The following is a 13,894-nucleotide window of genomic DNA, read 5'->3' on the forward strand; positions in this document are numbered from 1 at the left end:
TCTCGACTTCGCTCGAAACGAACGGAGGGTGGCTTTTTACCTTGGAGCCGTTGGAGACTGGCGATCCTCCCGCACGATGACTGCGGGAGGATCGCCAGATCAGCCCTAGTCGCGCCCCTTCAACTCATCCCCCCGCACGGCCGCCACATGCAGCACATTGGTCGAACCCGGCGTTCCGAAGGGGACACCGGCCAGCACCACGATCTTGCCGCCCTTTTCGGCCATGCCGTGACGCAGGGCCATGCGGCGGGCCTTGCCGATCATTTCCTCGAAATTGCCGATATCCTTGGTGCGGATCGCATGGACGCCCCAGGTCAGTCCCAGCTTGCGCGCGGTGTCGGTACGCGGGGTCAGCGCCAGGATTGGTGCGGAAGGCCGTTCGCGCGCCACGCGCCGCACCGTGCTGCCCGATGAGGTGAAACAGGTGATCGCACTCGCCCCCACCACATTGACGATATTGCCGGTGGCTTCCGCCAGCGCGTCGGCGGTGGTCGGGTCGGGCAGCGTCTCGGTAAAATGCAGCCGCGCGAGATAGCCCGGATCACGCTCCACGCTATGGGCGATCGCGTCCATCATCGCTACCGCCTCGACCGGCCAGTCGCCCGCTGCGGTTTCCGCCGACAGCATCACCGCGTCCGCGCCGTCATAGACCGCCGTTGCCACGTCCGACACTTCGGCGCGGGTGGGGGAGGGCGACTTGATCATCGATTCGAGCATCTGGGTCGCGACCACCACCGGGCGGCCCATGCGGCGCGCCGTGGCGACGATCTGCTTTTGCAGCGGGGGCACGTCATAGGGCGGCAATTCGACGCCCAGGTCGCCGCGCGCGACCATGACGCCATCGGCCATCTCGATAATCTCCTCCAGCCGCAGCACGGCAGACGGCTTCTCGATCTTGGCCATCAGCGACCCATAGCCACCCATCAGCTTGCGTGCTTCGGCCAGATCTTCCGGCCGCTGCACGAAGCTCAAGGCAATCCAGTCGCATCCCTGTTGCATCGCAAAGCTGAGGTCGCGTCGGTCCTTGTCGGTCAGCGCCGGGACCGGCACCACCACGTCGGGAACGTTGACGCCCTTGCGGTTGGACAGCGTCCCGCCAACCTCGACGATCGTGTCGATCCGCTCCTCGCTGATCGCCTTCACACGCAGCACCATCTTGCCATCGTCCAGCAGCAGCCGGGTTTCGGGCACCAAAGCGGCATAGATTTCCGGGTGGGGCAGGTTCACGCGGCGCGAATCGCCGGGCGTCTCGTCGCGGTCGAGGATGAAGGGCGCGCCCGTTTCCAGCAGCGCCAGTCCCTTCTCGAACGTGCCGACGCGCAACTTTGGCCCCTGAAGATCGCCCAGGATCGTGGTGGGTCGCTGAAATTCCTTTTCCAGCGCGCGGATGGTGGCGATGCGCGCGGCATGATCCTCATGCGCGCCATGGCTCATATTGATGCGGAAGGCGTCGGCCCCGGCGACGAACAGCGCCCGGATCATTTCGGGCGTATCGCTCGCAGGACCAAGTGTCGCAAGAATGCGGACCTTGCGCGAGCGGGGCGGTAGTCGTGACATATATTCTCCTGGCCGTCATGATCGCTGCTGGCCTGGCCAATGACCTTGCCAGCGCGTCGTTATGGGTTATCCGTGCTGCACGACAGGATGATGTAGATCAGCGAAAGGGTCCGCCGATGAGCGACACCATACTCACAGATGCCGCCGCCGCAACCGCCTTCCGCCGTCTGGTGATGCATTTGCAGCATCGCACGGACGTCGAAAATATCGATCTGATGGGGCTGGCGGGCTTTTGCCGCAACTGCCTGGCAGACTGGGTGGGGGAGGCGGACGGCGGCCTCAGCAAGGATCAGGCGCGCGAACTTATCCACGGCATGCCCTTTACCGAATGGAAATCCCGCTATCAGGGCGAAGCGACGCCGGAACAGATCGCGCGGATGAAAGAGAGTGTGGCGAAGAACGCGGACAGCCACTAGGACGCCCTCCAACCGATTCACATTCCTGTTGGAGACATAATCCCATGACCGAACCCAATGTCGCCGCCGACCAGCTCCGCCTGCTGATCGAGCGCATCGAGCGCCTGGAAGAAGAGAAGAAGGGCATCGGCGACGACATCAAGGACGTCTATCTGGAAGCCAAGGCGACTGGCTACGACCCCAAGATCATGCGCCAGATCGTCCGCCTGCGGAAGATGCAGCCCCACGACCGGCAGGAAATGGAGGCCATCCTCCAGACCTACCTGTCCGCGCTGGGCATGGAATAAGGCTCTCCTTCCGTTCGCCCTGAGCTTGTCGAAGGGTTCCACTGAGCGTAGCGAAGTGCCTTCACTGCGTTCAGGCTAAGGCTTCGACAGGCTCAGTCCGAACGGGATCAGAGGGAGAGCGGAATGTCCGAAATCATCGTCAGCACCACCAGCCGTCTGGAAGGGCGGCCTGCCAAGGAATATCTGGGCATCGTCACGGGCGAAGTGATCGTGGGGGCCAACCTGTTCCGCGACCTGTTCGCCAGCGTCCGCGATATTGTCGGCGGCCGTTCGGGCGCTTATGAGGATGTGCTGCAACGCGCGCGCGAACAGGCGATCGGCGAAATGCGGATGCGCGCGGCGACGCTGGGCGCCAATGCGGTCGTGGGCGTCGATCTCGACTATGAGGTCATCGGTTCCAACGGGTCGATGCTGATGGTGTCGGCCTCTGGCACCGCCATCCTCGTGTAACATTGCGCACGGGCGCGCCCCTCGCTAGAGAGCGCGCTCGTGTTTCACCAGATAATGTCAGGAGAAGGCCGTGGCCGGCCATTCCAAATTCAAGAATATCATGCATCGCAAGGGCGCGCAGGACAAGAAGCGCTCCTCGATGTTCTCCAAGCTGAGCCGCGAAATCACCGTCGCGGCCAAGATGGGGATGCCCGACCCGGACATGAACCCGCGCCTGCGGCTGGCGATCAACGCCGCCAAGGCGCAGTCCATGCCCAAGGACAATATCCAGCGCGCCGTCGACAAGGCGAACGCGGCTGGTGGCGAAAATTATGAGGAAGTGCGCTACGAGGGCTATGGCCCCGCAGGCATTGCCATCATCGTCGAGGCGCTGACCGACAACCGCAACCGCACCGCGACCAACATTCGCACCGCCTTTTCCAAAAATGGCGGCAATCTGGGCGCATCGGGGGCGGTGAGCCACGGCTTCGACCGCGTCGGCCTGATCACCTATCCGGCCAGCGCAGGCGACGCCGACGCGATCTTCGAGGCGGCACTCGAAGCAGGGGCCGAGGACGTGTCGTCCAATGAGGATGAGCATGAAATCTGGACCGCGATGGACGCGCTCCACGAAGTCGCCAAGGCGCTGGAGTCCAAGATCGGCGCGGCCGACAGCGCCAAGCTGGCCTGGAAGCCGCAAACCCTGGTAGAAGTCGATGAAGCCAATGCCGCGACCCTGCTCAAACTGGTCGACACGCTGGAAGATGATGACGACGTCCAGACCGTGTGGGGCAATTACGAAGTGTCCGACGCGGTAATGGAGAAATTGGGTTGAACCCCTGTCCCTCTCCCCGCGGGGAGAGGGTTGCGCAGCCTTGGCGGCTCTGCCGCCTAGGCGAAGCTGGGAGAGGGGGGGCGGCCCTCTGCGACGTTACCTCTCTCTCCAAGCCCTGGATGCGGTGAGGAGTACCTCATGATCCTCCTCGGCCTCGACCCCGGCCTTGGCACGACCGGCTGGGGCCTGATCGCCGCCGATGGCAACCGGCTCACCCATCTGGGCAATGGCCAGATCAAGACCGACAGCGCGATGCCGCTGGCGACGCGGCTGCTGGCGCTCGATCTGGCGCTGACCGACCTGATTCTCGAACATCGGCCCGATGGTGCGGCGGTCGAGGAGGTGTTCGTCAACGTCAATCCGCAATCGACGCTGAAACTGGGGCAGGCGCGCGGCGTGATCCTGCTCAACGCCGCCCGCTCCGGCATGGAGGTTGGCGAATATGCCGCGCGGCTGGTCAAGAAATCCGTGGTTGGCGTCGGCAATGCGTCGAAGGATCAGGTCCACGCCATGGTGTCGCGCCTGTTGCCCGGCGTGAAGATCGCCGGACCGGATGCGGCGGACGCGCTGGCCGTAGCAATCACCCACGCCCATCATCTGGCCAGCGCGCGACGCATCCCGACGCGGTGACGTTCAACTGGATGTTCAACATAAAGCCGTTCGCCCTGAGTAGGGACTGAGCGCAGTCGAAGGCCCGTATCGAAGGGTTGCGTCCAATCACGGTCCTTCGATACGCCATTTCGACAAGCTCAGTCCCTACTCAGGACGAGCGGATGTGCTCTATCCGAACAGTTCATCCAGAAACCCCACCATCGCCCGAAAACTGCGGCGGTCGGCATCCGCGCTGTAAGCCAGCCCCTTGTCCGACATATTGACGCTTTCGTCGGTGAAGGCATGACCGGTGCGGCCATAGGCGTGGATCTGCCAGTCGCACCCCGCCGCCGTCAATTCCTGCGCCAGCGCCACGGTTGCCTCGGGCGGCGCGATCGGATCGTCCCAGCCATGGCACACCAGCAATTTCGCGCGGATCGCAGCGTTGGGAAAGGGCGGCGCGTCATAGACGCCGTGAAAGCTGACGGCTCCTGCCATGTCCGCCCCCGCCCGCGCGAGATCCAGCACGCATTTGCCGCCAAAGCAGAAACCGATAGCGGCGGTGCGGGCCGCGTCCACTGCGTCCAGCCCCTTGAGCAGCGCATGGGCTGACAATAGCCGGTCGCGCAGCAGCGCGCGGTCGGCATTCAGTTCCGCCATATAGCGCGCAGGGTCGGGATCGGCGCGGGTGGTGCGCTTGCCCTGCCCATAGACATCGGCGACCAGCACCCCATAGCCCAGCGCTGCGACCTTTTCCGCATAGGCAAAATCGGATTCCTTGGTTCCCAGAACATTGGGAAAGAGCAGGATGCCGGGCCGCGGTCCACTCGCCGCAGTATCGGCAACGACCATGCTCTCGAACAGGCCGCCCGGCCCTTCATGGACGATGGTCTGGCGCGTGATGGTCATCCGGTCACTCCTTAGATGCTGCCAAAGCCCGGCGCTTCGCCGCGCGCGGCCGGGTTCAGGCGGTTGGGGCGTTTCCAGCCGATGCGCGGGCGCTTGCGCAGGCGCAGCGTTGGCCAGTCGCCCCGGTCGGCGCGTTCGGCCAGCCGCATCCCTTGCGCGCGATAGGCGGCCAGCACTGCGTCGGCCTGCTCGTTCAGCAGGCCCGCCAGCAGGATCGTCCCGCCATCCTCGACCAGCGCGCAGAGCGACGGCGCGAGTTCGATCAGCGGCCCGGCCAATATATTGGCGATCAGCAGATCATAGGGTGCTCGCCCAATGATCGCGGCATGATTGGCCCCGGCGGCGGTGACCAGCGCCAGTTGCCCCGGCCCGGCACCCATAGGCACGCCATTGGTCACGGCATTTTCCGCGCTGATCTCGACAGCGACCGGATCAATGTCCGACGCGATGGCATAAGCGCGCGGCCACAGGTTCATCGCGGCAAAGGCGAGCAGGCCGGTGCCGGTGCCGATATCGGCGACAGTGTTGAACCGCATCCCCACCCGGCGCATCCGATCGAGCATGGCCAGACACCCTGCCGTGGTTTCATGCTGGCCGGTGCCAAAGGCACGGCTGGCGGCGATCAATATATTGACATGACCCGGCTGTTCGGGGTCGCTGGCAAGATTGCGGACATGGAAGCGCCCGGCGGTGACGGGTTCAAGCCCCTGCTGGCTCAGCGTCACCCAATCCTCGTCCGGCAGCGCCTCGACCAGTGGCTTGATCCCGGCGGCGCTGGGCACCATCGATCGCAACAGCTTGATGGCAGCGGCACTGGGCTTGCCCTCGAAATAGGCATCGAGTTGCCAGGCATTTTCATCGTCGGGCGCGGCTTCGCTGGTCATGAGCACCGGCGGCCGCTCCATCAGCGCAAAGGCGGCAATATCCCCGTCCAGCGCTTCTGCTTCGGCGCGGGTGCAGGGCAGGGTGACTTTCCAGCTTTGAAGGGCCGGCCAGCTTTGCGCGGGATTTTGAGCAGCGGTCATGCCGCCGCCCTTAGCCTAGTGAATTGGGCAGGGGAAGCGCGGGAGGATTTGAACGACGTGCTATCAGGCGACCTGCCGCCCGAAATCGGACGATGCATGGCGCAGGCTGGCTAGCTTGCCTTCGACGCTGACAAAACCGCGTTCGAGCTGGTCGATTTCCGACGCGACGACTTCGGTGTCCTGCCGGATCGCCGAAATGGTGGTCGACATCGAATCGGCTGCCAGCGCGGTTTCATCCACCGCTGCGGTGATCATGGTGACGGTCTGCGCCTGCGCGTCCATGGCGTGCCGGATTCGGTCCGCGCTGGCCTGCACTTCGCCCACCGTGTCGCGGATACGCTCATTGGTTTCCACCGACAGGCGAGTCGATGCCTGAATGTCGGCAATCTTGCCCGCAATCTCGTCGGTCGCGCGCGCGGTCTGGTTGGCCAGGCTTTTGACTTCCTGCGCGACGACGGCAAAACCGCGTCCGGCGTCGCCCGCGCGTGCGGCCTCGATCGTGGCGTTGAGCGCCAGCAAATTGGTCTGCCCGGCAATGTCGCGGATCAGGCCCAGGATCGATTCGATCGATTTGGCATGGTCGGACAGGGTGGAGGACATGGTGACCGCGTCGCCCGATTGTTTGGCGGCACGCAGGGCCACGCCCGCCGCGCCTTCCACTTCGGTGCGCGCATCCTCGATCGCGCGGATCAGGCCAGCGGATGTGCGCGCCGCTTCACGCATCGCGAGGGCGGATTGTTCTGCGGCTGCGGCGACTTCCGACGCCTTGCCCAGCATCCCGCGCGTGGCCGCCGAAGCATCCTTGGCCTGTTCGCGCAGTGATTCGCCCAAGCGGGTCGCTCCGTCGATTTCGCCGACGATTCGCTGTTCAAACAATGTGCCAAAACGTTGCCGTTCTGCGCGCTGCGCTTCGGACTGGTCGTTCGACAGAACGTTGCTCATAAAGCCTGCGTCCATCATCGAGATGTGGAGCATGATGAGGGTCAGGCGCTTGCTTCGGGCTTCGTCGTCGCGACTATATTCCCAGATCAGTTCGATGATTTTTTCATTCGCCGCGGCCACGGCGCCCAGCACGGATCGCACCGAAACGCCATGTTTGCGCGCACGGCGTATGCAATCGGCGGACGACTGCGCCCAGACGGCGTCCTTGAAATGCAATAATTTCTGTTCGACATAATGGTATGTCGCCGCCTCGATCGCGTTGATGGCGACGGGGCTGAGCTTCTCGCGCAGGCCGGTTTGCTTCATATATGTCTTGAAAAAGGCCACGCTCACGCTGGCCAGGCTATCCTGGATCAACATGCCGATTTCCCGCGCGCCCTGGGAAAACCTGTTGTCGGGATCGATTTTCGCGATCAGTTCCGGGCTGACTATACCGTTACTGTTGTTGGCAGGTGATACGGCGAAGGACGACATGACGGGACAGCCCCTGTTGATGCAATGATCTTTAGCAGGCCGACCTTAGCGCGCTTTGGTTAATCACTTCTTATGATCGCGCGACACGGTCGTTGGGGCAGCCATGCTTTGCGCGGCTTGCCCTCATCCGCGTTCGCTCTTAAGGGGATCGCACTTAAGGGACATATCAGGGACAAGGGTAGACATGGCGCGATCCAACAGCCGGCCGCTCTCGCCGCATTTGACGATCTGGAAATGGGGTCCGGCGATGGCCATCTCCATTTTGCACCGCGTGACCGGCAACGGCCTTGCGACCGTGGGCGCGCTGGGCCTGGTCTGGTGGCTGATGGCCGCCGCGACTGGCCCGGAAGCCTATGCGACCTTCATCAAGTGCGCGACTTCGCCCCTTGGCTATCTGGTGATGATCGGCATCACCTGGGCCTTCTTCCAGCATCTCTTTTCAGGTCTGCGCCACTTCGTGCTGGATATGGGCGCGGGTTATGAACTGCGCACCAACCGGAACTGGTCGATCGCGGCGATGGTCGCGTCGGTGCTGGTGACCGGCCTTGTCTGGCTCTACATTTGCGGAAAGGCCTTCTGATGGGCAACGGTACTGGTATCGGCCGCGTCCGTGGCCTTGGTTCGGCGCGGCATGGCGCGCATCACTGGCTGGCGCAGCGCTACACTGCCGTCGGCAACCTGTTGCTGGTGCTGTGGCTGATCTTCAGCCTCCTGAGCCTGCCGGGTCTCGACTATGACAGCGTCGTGCTGTGGATCGCCAACCCGCTGGTCGCGGTGCCGATGATGCTGATGATCGTCAGCATCTTCTGGCACCTGCGCCTGGGGATGCAGGTGATGCTGGAAGATTATGTCCACGACAAGGGGCTGGCCTTCTTCTCGATGCTGCTGCTCAACTTCTATGCCTTTGGCGGCGCGGCCGCGGGCGTCTTTGCGATCGCCAAGATCGCCTTCACGGGGGTCGTCGAATAATGACGCAAGCCTATAAGATCATCGACCATGTGTATGACACCGTGGTTGTCGGCGCGGGCGGTTCTGGCCTGCGCGCGACCATGGGCAGCGCCGAAGCGGGCCTCAAGACCGCCTGCATCACCAAGCTGTTCCCGACTCGTAGCCACACCGTGGCGGCGCAGGGCGGCATCGCCGCGTCGCTGGGCAACAATTCGCCCGACCACTGGACCTGGCATATGTACGACACCGTCAAGGGGTCCGACTGGCTGGGCGATCAGGACGCGATCGAATATATGGTGCGCGAAGCACCCGCCGCCGTCATCGAGCTGGAACATGCCGGCGTGCCGTTCAGCCGGAACGAGGATGGCACGATCTATCAGCGTCCGTTCGGCGGCCATATGCAGAATATGGGCGCTGGCCCGCCGGTGCAGCGCACCTGCGCCGCGGCCGACCGTACCGGCCACGCCATGCTGCACGCGCTCTATCAGCAGTCGCTGAAATATGACGCGGACTTCTACATCGAATATTTCGCCATCGACCTGATCATGGAAAATGGCGAATGCCGGGGCGTGATCGCCTTGTGCATGGAAGATGGCTCGATCCACCGCTTCCGCAGCCATGCGGTCGTGCTGGCGACGGGTGGCTATGGCCGCGCCTATTTCTCCGCCACTTCGGCGCATAGCTGCACCGGCGACGGCGGCGGCATGGTGCTGCGCGCGGGCCTGCCCTTGCAGGATCTGGAATTCGTGCAGTTCCACCCGACCGGCATTTACGGCGCGGGCGTGCTGATCACCGAAGGCGCGCGCGGGGAGGGCGGTTACCTCACCAACTCCGAAGGCGAGCGTTTCATGGAACGCTATGCCCCCTCGGCCAAGGATCTGGCGTCGCGCGACGTCGTGTCCCGCTCGATGGCGATGGAAATGCGCGAAGGGCGCGGCGTGGGCGAGCATAAGGATCATATCTTCCTGCACCTCGACCATATCGATCCCAAGGTGCTGGCCGAACGCCTGCCCGGCATTACCGAAAGCGGCAAGATTTTCGCGGGTGTCGATCTGACCCGCCAGCCGCTGCCCGTCACGCCGACTGTCCATTATAATATGGGTGGCATCCCCTGTAACTACCATGGCCAGGTCGTCACCAAGAAGGGCGATGATCCGGAAGTGATCGTGCCCGGCCTGTTCGCGGTTGGCGAAGCGGCCTGCGTGTCGGTCCATGGCGCGAACCGCCTCGGCTCCAACTCGCTGATCGACCTTGTCGTGTTCGGCCGTGCAACCGGCCTGTTCCTCAAGGACAATTTGAAGCCCAACGCGCCGCACAAGCCGCTGCCGTCGGACGCCGCCGATCTGGCGCTCGGACGGCTCGACCATTATCGCAATGCCAAGGGCGACACGCCGACGGCGGACATCCGCCTCGACATGCAGCGCACCATGCAGAAGCACGCCGCCGTGTTCCGCGACAGCGCGCTTCTGTCCGAAGGGGTCACCCGGATGCAGGCGGTCAACAAGCGGTTGCAGGACGTCAAGGTCAGCGATCGCTCGCTGATCTGGAACACCGACCTTGTCGAAACGCTCGAGCTCGACAATCTCATGAGCCAGGCGATCTGCACGATGGAAGGTGCCGAAGCGCGCAAGGAATCACGCGGCGCCCATGCGCACGAGGATTTCCCCAACCGCGACGACGACAACTGGATGAAGCACACCATCAGCTGGTTTGAAGGCTGGGGCGGTTCGGGCGGCAAGGTAACGCTCGATTATCGACCGGTCCACGACTATACGATGACCGACGAAGCAGAATATGTGAAGCCCAAGGCGCGCGTTTACTGATCTGCCATCAGCTATTGTGAAATCAGAAGGGGCGGGCCGGAAGGTCCGCCCATTTTATTGCAGCTTGGCAGTATGATCTGCGCGCTGATGCAGGATGCGGACTATTTCGATTCCCGTCGCGCGATGGCGATAATATATATTGTGCCTTTCCACGCGAAACTTGCGGTATCCGCCGCGAATATCGTCGATCGGGCTGCCAATGCCCGAATAGGCGGCGATCCGGTCGATCGCATCGGCAATCGCAACCAGTTAGGCCTTGGCTTGCGCCGCGCCCCATTCCGTTTCGGTATATGTCGATATTTCCGCCAGATCACGTTCGGCAGCAACGGCAAAACTGACGGCAGCGGTCACGCCTCAGGAAACCGACGATCAATCCATTTACGCATGTCGAAGTCATGCAGGACGCCACTCGCTTCACCCTCGATCAGGGCCGCCCGCAATGCCTCCAGTTTCTCTTCCTCCATTTCCAGCAGCCGCAAGCCCGCGCGGACGACTTCGCTGGTCGATCCGAACCGGCCCTCGGCCACCTTGCGCTCGGCAAAGGCGCGGAAATGGTCGCTCAATGCGACGGATGTGGATTTGCTCATGCTGGCATATTACCCGATTTGGGTAACCGCTTCAACCAAAGGGCAGCAGCCCCTCATAAGCCTCCACCCCCGGCTTCCCCTCGACGATCACGCCCCGCCGCAGCAAAAATGCGTGCCGCACAATCTCCGCCTGCTGCTCGATGCCATAGCGCGCGAACGGCTTGCCCGGCACGATAGCATAGTCATAGCGGCAGAAGGGGTGACGCATCAGCGGTAGCCACCACCGCCCCGATCGCTGCGCCTGCCACACATGGGTCATCTCATGGATGAAATGCCCCTGTATATGCAGCGGGCTTTCGCAAAAATCCGCGCAGAACAGCCCGCCGTCAGGATGGAACCACAGGTCGCCATCGGGCGCCATCGTCATGCCTCTGGGCTGGAACGGCCACCATTTGCGCGCATGCACCCGCACCCGGTCATAATCGATGGCTTGCCCAAATACGCCCCGCGCGAGCGCAACCTCATCGGGCGTCAGGTAACGGCTGCTCAATGGCCCTCATGCTCGCCCGTTTTGGCCGCACCCGCGCCGGCAGGCTCCGGCTTGCGGATCACCGCGTCCACCAGTAGACGGTCGCCATTGGCCATCAGGAAGGTCAGTTGCATCTTGCCCCGGCCGATCGCGGTATCATTGACGCCCCACAGCATCAGATGCTTGCCGCCGGGCGCAAAGGCGACCTCGCCCTTGGCCGGTACATCCACGCTGTCGATCCGCTCCATCGTCATCATGCCGTCCTTGTCGATGCTCTCATGCATCTCGATCTTGAGCGCATAGTCGGTCAGCACTCCGCGAATTTGCGCCCCCGCGTCCCCGCCATGGGCGACGAAATAGCCCGCAGACGGCGTTTCCTTGTTGGGGCTGAGTCGCACCCAGGCCTGGTCGATATAGGAGGGCGCCGGGTCACCGCACGCGGCCAGCGCCAGCGGTGCCAAAAGGGCGAAAAGGGCAAAGGGCGCGCGCATCAACTGGTTCCTGACTGTCTCGATTCCGGTCAGCGTGCATAGCTAATCGCCCCAGCTTCTTGTGCCAAGCAAAAGCGCCCCTATATCGCCCATGCAAACTGGCCTTGCCTTGGCGCTTTCGTGAGGTATGGGGCCATCAACCGCTGAATAGAATTTGGGGTTCAAAGAGGACACAATGGCAAAAGTTATCGGTATCGATCTTGGCACCACCAACAGCTGCGTCGCCGTCATGGACGGCGGCAAGCCCAAGGTAATCGAAAATGCGGAAGGCGCACGCACGACGCCTTCGATCGTCGCCTTCGCCAAGGATGGCGAGCGGCTGATCGGCCAGCCGGCCAAGCGCCAGGCGGTCACCAACCCGGACAGCACGATTTTCGCGGTCAAGCGCCTGATCGGCCGCCGCTTCGACGATCCCATGACCAAGAAGGACATGGAACTCGTCCCCTATGACATCAGCAAGGGTCCGAACGGCGACGCATGGGTCAAGGCCGGTGGCCAGGACTACAGCCCGTCGCAGATCAGCGCCTTCATCCTGCAAAAGATGAAGGAAACCGCCGAGTCCTATCTGGGTGAAACCGTCACGCAGGCGGTCATCACCGTCCCCGCTTACTTTAACGACGCCCAGCGTCAGGCGACCAAGGACGCCGGCCAGATTGCCGGCCTTGAAGTGCTGCGCATCATCAACGAGCCGACCGCGGCCGCGCTGGCCTATGGCCTCGACAAGCAGGACGGCAAGACGATCGCGGTCTATGACCTTGGCGGCGGCACTTTCGACATCTCCATCCTGGAAATCGGCGATGGCGTGTTTGAAGTGAAGTCGACCAATGGCGACACTTTCTTGGGCGGCGAAGATTTCGACGCCAAGCTGGTGGAATTCCTCGCCGCTGACTTCCAGAAGTCCGAAGGCATTGACCTGACCAAGGACAAGCTGGCGCTCCAGCGTCTCAAGGAAGCCGCCGAAAAGGCCAAGATCGAGCTGTCCTCGGCCCAGACCACCGAAGTCAACCTGCCCTTCATCACCGCCGACCAGAATGGTCCCAAGCATCTGGTGAAGTCGATCACTCGCGCCGATCTGGAGCGTCTGGTCGCCGACCTCATCAAGCGCACCATGGAACCGTGCAAGAAGGCAATGGCCGACGCGGGCGTCTCCGCCAGCGAGATCAGCGAAGTCGTCCTCGTCGGCGGCATGACGCGGATGCCCAAGGTGCGCGAAGCCGTGAAGGAATTTTTCGGCAAGGAACCGCACACTGGCGTCAACCCCGACGAAGTCGTCGCCATGGGCGCGGCGATCCAGGCGGGCGTGCTCCAGGGCGACGTCAAGGACGTGCTGCTGCTCGACGTGACCCCGTTGTCGCTCGGCATCGAAACGCTGGGCGGCGTGTTCACCCGCATGATCGATCGCAACACCACCATCCCCGCGAAAAAGTCGCAGGTCTATTCGACCGCCGACGACAATCAGCAGGCGGTGACCATCCGCGTGTTCCAGGGCGAACGTGAAATGGCGGCTGATAACAAGATCCTCGGCCAGTTCGACCTGGTCGGCATCCCGCCGGCCCCGCGCGGCGTGCCGCAGATCGAGGTCACGTTCGACATCGACGCCAACGGCCTCGTCAACGTGTCGGCCAAGGACAAGGGCACCGGCAAGGAACAGCAGATCCGCATCCAGGCATCGGGCGGTCTGTCGGACGCCGACATCGACCAGATGGTCAAGGACGCGGAACGCTTTGCCGAAGAGGACAAGAAGCGTCGCGAAGCTGCCGAAGCCAAGAATAACGCCGAAAGCCTGGTACACACGACCGAGCAGCAGCTGTCCGAACATGGCGACAAGATCGATGCCAGCCTGAAGGGCGAGATCGAGACCGCGATTGCCGACACCAAGGCCGCGATCGAGAGCGGCGACGCCGAAGCGATGAAGGCCAAGGCGCAGGAACTCGCCACGGTCGCGATGAAGCTGGGCCAGGCCATTTATGAGAAGGAGCAGGCTGCGGCCGCCGCTCCGGGTGCCGACGCGCCCAAGGCTGACGACGATGTCGTCGACGCCGAATTCTCCGAAGTGGACGACAACAAGGCTTGAAGCTGAAGCCCCATACTCGTCACCCCGGCGCAGGCCG

Annotated in this window: 17 protein-coding genes; 9 read left to right on the forward strand and 8 right to left on the reverse strand. The window is 63.1% G+C overall.

The features are described from left to right. Positions 1 to 105: 105 nt before the first annotated feature. Positions 106 to 1,557 (reverse strand): pyruvate kinase, encoded by a 1,452-nt coding sequence (gene pyk / locus EBBID32_RS10545; RefSeq protein WP_006956219.1) that lies wholly within the window; start codon positions 1,555 to 1,557, stop codon positions 106 to 108. A 116-nt stretch (positions 1,558 to 1,673) separates the two neighbouring features. On the opposite strand from pyk, the gene EBBID32_RS10550 reads away from it, so the two are divergent. The 5 genes from EBBID32_RS10550 to ruvC all read left to right on the forward strand — a co-directional run bounded on the left by EBBID32_RS10550 (position 1,674) and on the right by ruvC (position 4,154). After that, positions 1,674 to 1,973, forward strand: coding sequence for a DUF1244 domain-containing protein (locus tag EBBID32_RS10550; RefSeq protein WP_037490074.1), 300 nt, complete (start codon positions 1,674 to 1,676; stop codon positions 1,971 to 1,973). 44 nt (positions 1,974 to 2,017) lie between these two features. Then, entirely contained in the window at positions 2,018 to 2,260 is a 243-nt protein-coding gene (locus tag EBBID32_RS10555; protein WP_006956223.1) for a DUF2312 domain-containing protein, read from the forward strand. Positions 2,261 to 2,383: 123 nt separating this feature from the next. Then, entirely contained in the window at positions 2,384 to 2,710 is a 327-nt protein-coding gene (locus EBBID32_RS10560; RefSeq protein WP_006956225.1) for a heavy metal-binding domain-containing protein, read from the forward strand. 70 nt (positions 2,711 to 2,780) lie between these two features. After that, positions 2,781 to 3,524, forward strand: a complete 744-nt coding sequence (locus EBBID32_RS10565) for a YebC/PmpR family DNA-binding transcriptional regulator (protein WP_006956227.1) — start codon at positions 2,781 to 2,783, stop codon at positions 3,522 to 3,524. A 138-nt stretch (positions 3,525 to 3,662) separates the two neighbouring features. After that, on the forward strand, positions 3,663 to 4,154 hold the full coding sequence (gene ruvC / locus EBBID32_RS10570; RefSeq protein WP_006956228.1) for a crossover junction endodeoxyribonuclease RuvC: 492 nt from the start codon (positions 3,663 to 3,665) through the stop codon (positions 4,152 to 4,154). 150 nt (positions 4,155 to 4,304) lie between these two features. On the opposite strand, the gene EBBID32_RS10575 is transcribed toward ruvC, so the two are convergent. The 3 genes from EBBID32_RS10575 to EBBID32_RS10585 all read right to left on the reverse strand — a co-directional run bounded on the left by EBBID32_RS10575 (position 4,305) and on the right by EBBID32_RS10585 (position 7,465). After that, on the reverse strand, positions 4,305 to 5,024 hold the full coding sequence (locus EBBID32_RS10575) for a dienelactone hydrolase family protein (RefSeq protein WP_006956230.1): 720 nt from the start codon (positions 5,022 to 5,024) through the stop codon (positions 4,305 to 4,307). 11 nt (positions 5,025 to 5,035) lie between these two features. Continuing rightward, complete coding sequence (locus EBBID32_RS10580; protein WP_006956232.1) at positions 5,036 to 6,049, reverse strand: 50S ribosomal protein L11 methyltransferase; 1,014 nt, start codon at positions 6,047 to 6,049, stop codon at positions 5,036 to 5,038. A 63-nt stretch (positions 6,050 to 6,112) separates the two neighbouring features. Continuing rightward, the gene (locus EBBID32_RS10585) at positions 6,113 to 7,465 is read right to left on the reverse strand and encodes a methyl-accepting chemotaxis protein (RefSeq protein WP_006956235.1); all 1,353 of its coding nucleotides are present in this window, start codon (positions 7,463 to 7,465) and stop codon (positions 6,113 to 6,115) included. A 184-nt stretch (positions 7,466 to 7,649) separates the two neighbouring features. Between EBBID32_RS10585 and sdhC the strand changes: the two genes are divergently transcribed. Genes sdhC through sdhA form a run of 3 tightly spaced genes read left to right on the forward strand, consistent with a single transcriptional unit; the run spans position 7,650 to position 10,236 of the window. Continuing rightward, a complete protein-coding gene (gene sdhC / locus EBBID32_RS10590; protein ID WP_006956237.1) occupies positions 7,650 to 8,045 on the forward strand; it encodes a succinate dehydrogenase, cytochrome b556 subunit in 396 nt (131 codons plus the stop codon). Continuing rightward, positions 8,045 to 8,434, forward strand: a complete 390-nt coding sequence (sdhD, locus tag EBBID32_RS10595; RefSeq protein ID WP_006956239.1) for a succinate dehydrogenase, hydrophobic membrane anchor protein — start codon at positions 8,045 to 8,047, stop codon at positions 8,432 to 8,434. The genes sdhC and sdhD overlap by 1 nt, the downstream gene beginning before the upstream one ends. Continuing rightward, the gene (sdhA, locus tag EBBID32_RS10600; protein WP_006956241.1) at positions 8,434 to 10,236 is read left to right on the forward strand and encodes a succinate dehydrogenase flavoprotein subunit; all 1,803 of its coding nucleotides are present in this window, start codon (positions 8,434 to 8,436) and stop codon (positions 10,234 to 10,236) included. Before sdhD ends, sdhA begins: the two co-directional genes overlap by 1 nt. Before the next feature lie 54 nt (positions 10,237 to 10,290). Here the strand turns inward: sdhA and EBBID32_RS25255 are convergent, their stop codons facing one another. The 4 genes from EBBID32_RS25255 to EBBID32_RS10615 all read right to left on the reverse strand — a co-directional run bounded on the left by EBBID32_RS25255 (position 10,291) and on the right by EBBID32_RS10615 (position 11,783). After that, on the reverse strand, positions 10,291 to 10,485 hold the full coding sequence (locus EBBID32_RS25255) for a type II toxin-antitoxin system RelE/ParE family toxin (RefSeq protein ID WP_081628073.1): 195 nt from the start codon (positions 10,483 to 10,485) through the stop codon (positions 10,291 to 10,293). Between the two features lie 98 nt (positions 10,486 to 10,583). Then, positions 10,584 to 10,823 (reverse strand): type II toxin-antitoxin system ParD family antitoxin, encoded by a 240-nt coding sequence (locus tag EBBID32_RS10605; protein ID WP_006956243.1) that lies wholly within the window; start codon positions 10,821 to 10,823, stop codon positions 10,584 to 10,586. 31 nt (positions 10,824 to 10,854) lie between these two features. After that, positions 10,855 to 11,313, reverse strand: coding sequence for a hypothetical protein (locus EBBID32_RS10610; RefSeq protein WP_006956245.1), 459 nt, complete (start codon positions 11,311 to 11,313; stop codon positions 10,855 to 10,857). Continuing rightward, positions 11,310 to 11,783, reverse strand: a complete 474-nt coding sequence (locus tag EBBID32_RS10615; protein ID WP_006956247.1) for a copper chaperone PCu(A)C — start codon at positions 11,781 to 11,783, stop codon at positions 11,310 to 11,312. The genes EBBID32_RS10610 and EBBID32_RS10615 overlap by 4 nt, the downstream gene beginning before the upstream one ends. A 175-nt stretch (positions 11,784 to 11,958) precedes the next feature. Here EBBID32_RS10615 and dnaK point away from each other — a divergent pair, with 175 nt between their 5' ends. Then, positions 11,959 to 13,857, forward strand: a complete 1,899-nt coding sequence (gene dnaK / locus EBBID32_RS10620; protein ID WP_006956250.1) for a molecular chaperone DnaK — start codon at positions 11,959 to 11,961, stop codon at positions 13,855 to 13,857. Positions 13,858 to 13,894 lie beyond the last annotated feature (37 nt).

It is taken from the genome of Sphingobium indicum BiD32, from assembly GCF_000382885.1.
In the GTDB taxonomy this organism is placed as follows: Bacteria; Pseudomonadota; Alphaproteobacteria; order Sphingomonadales; family Sphingomonadaceae; genus Sphingobium; species Sphingobium japonicum_C.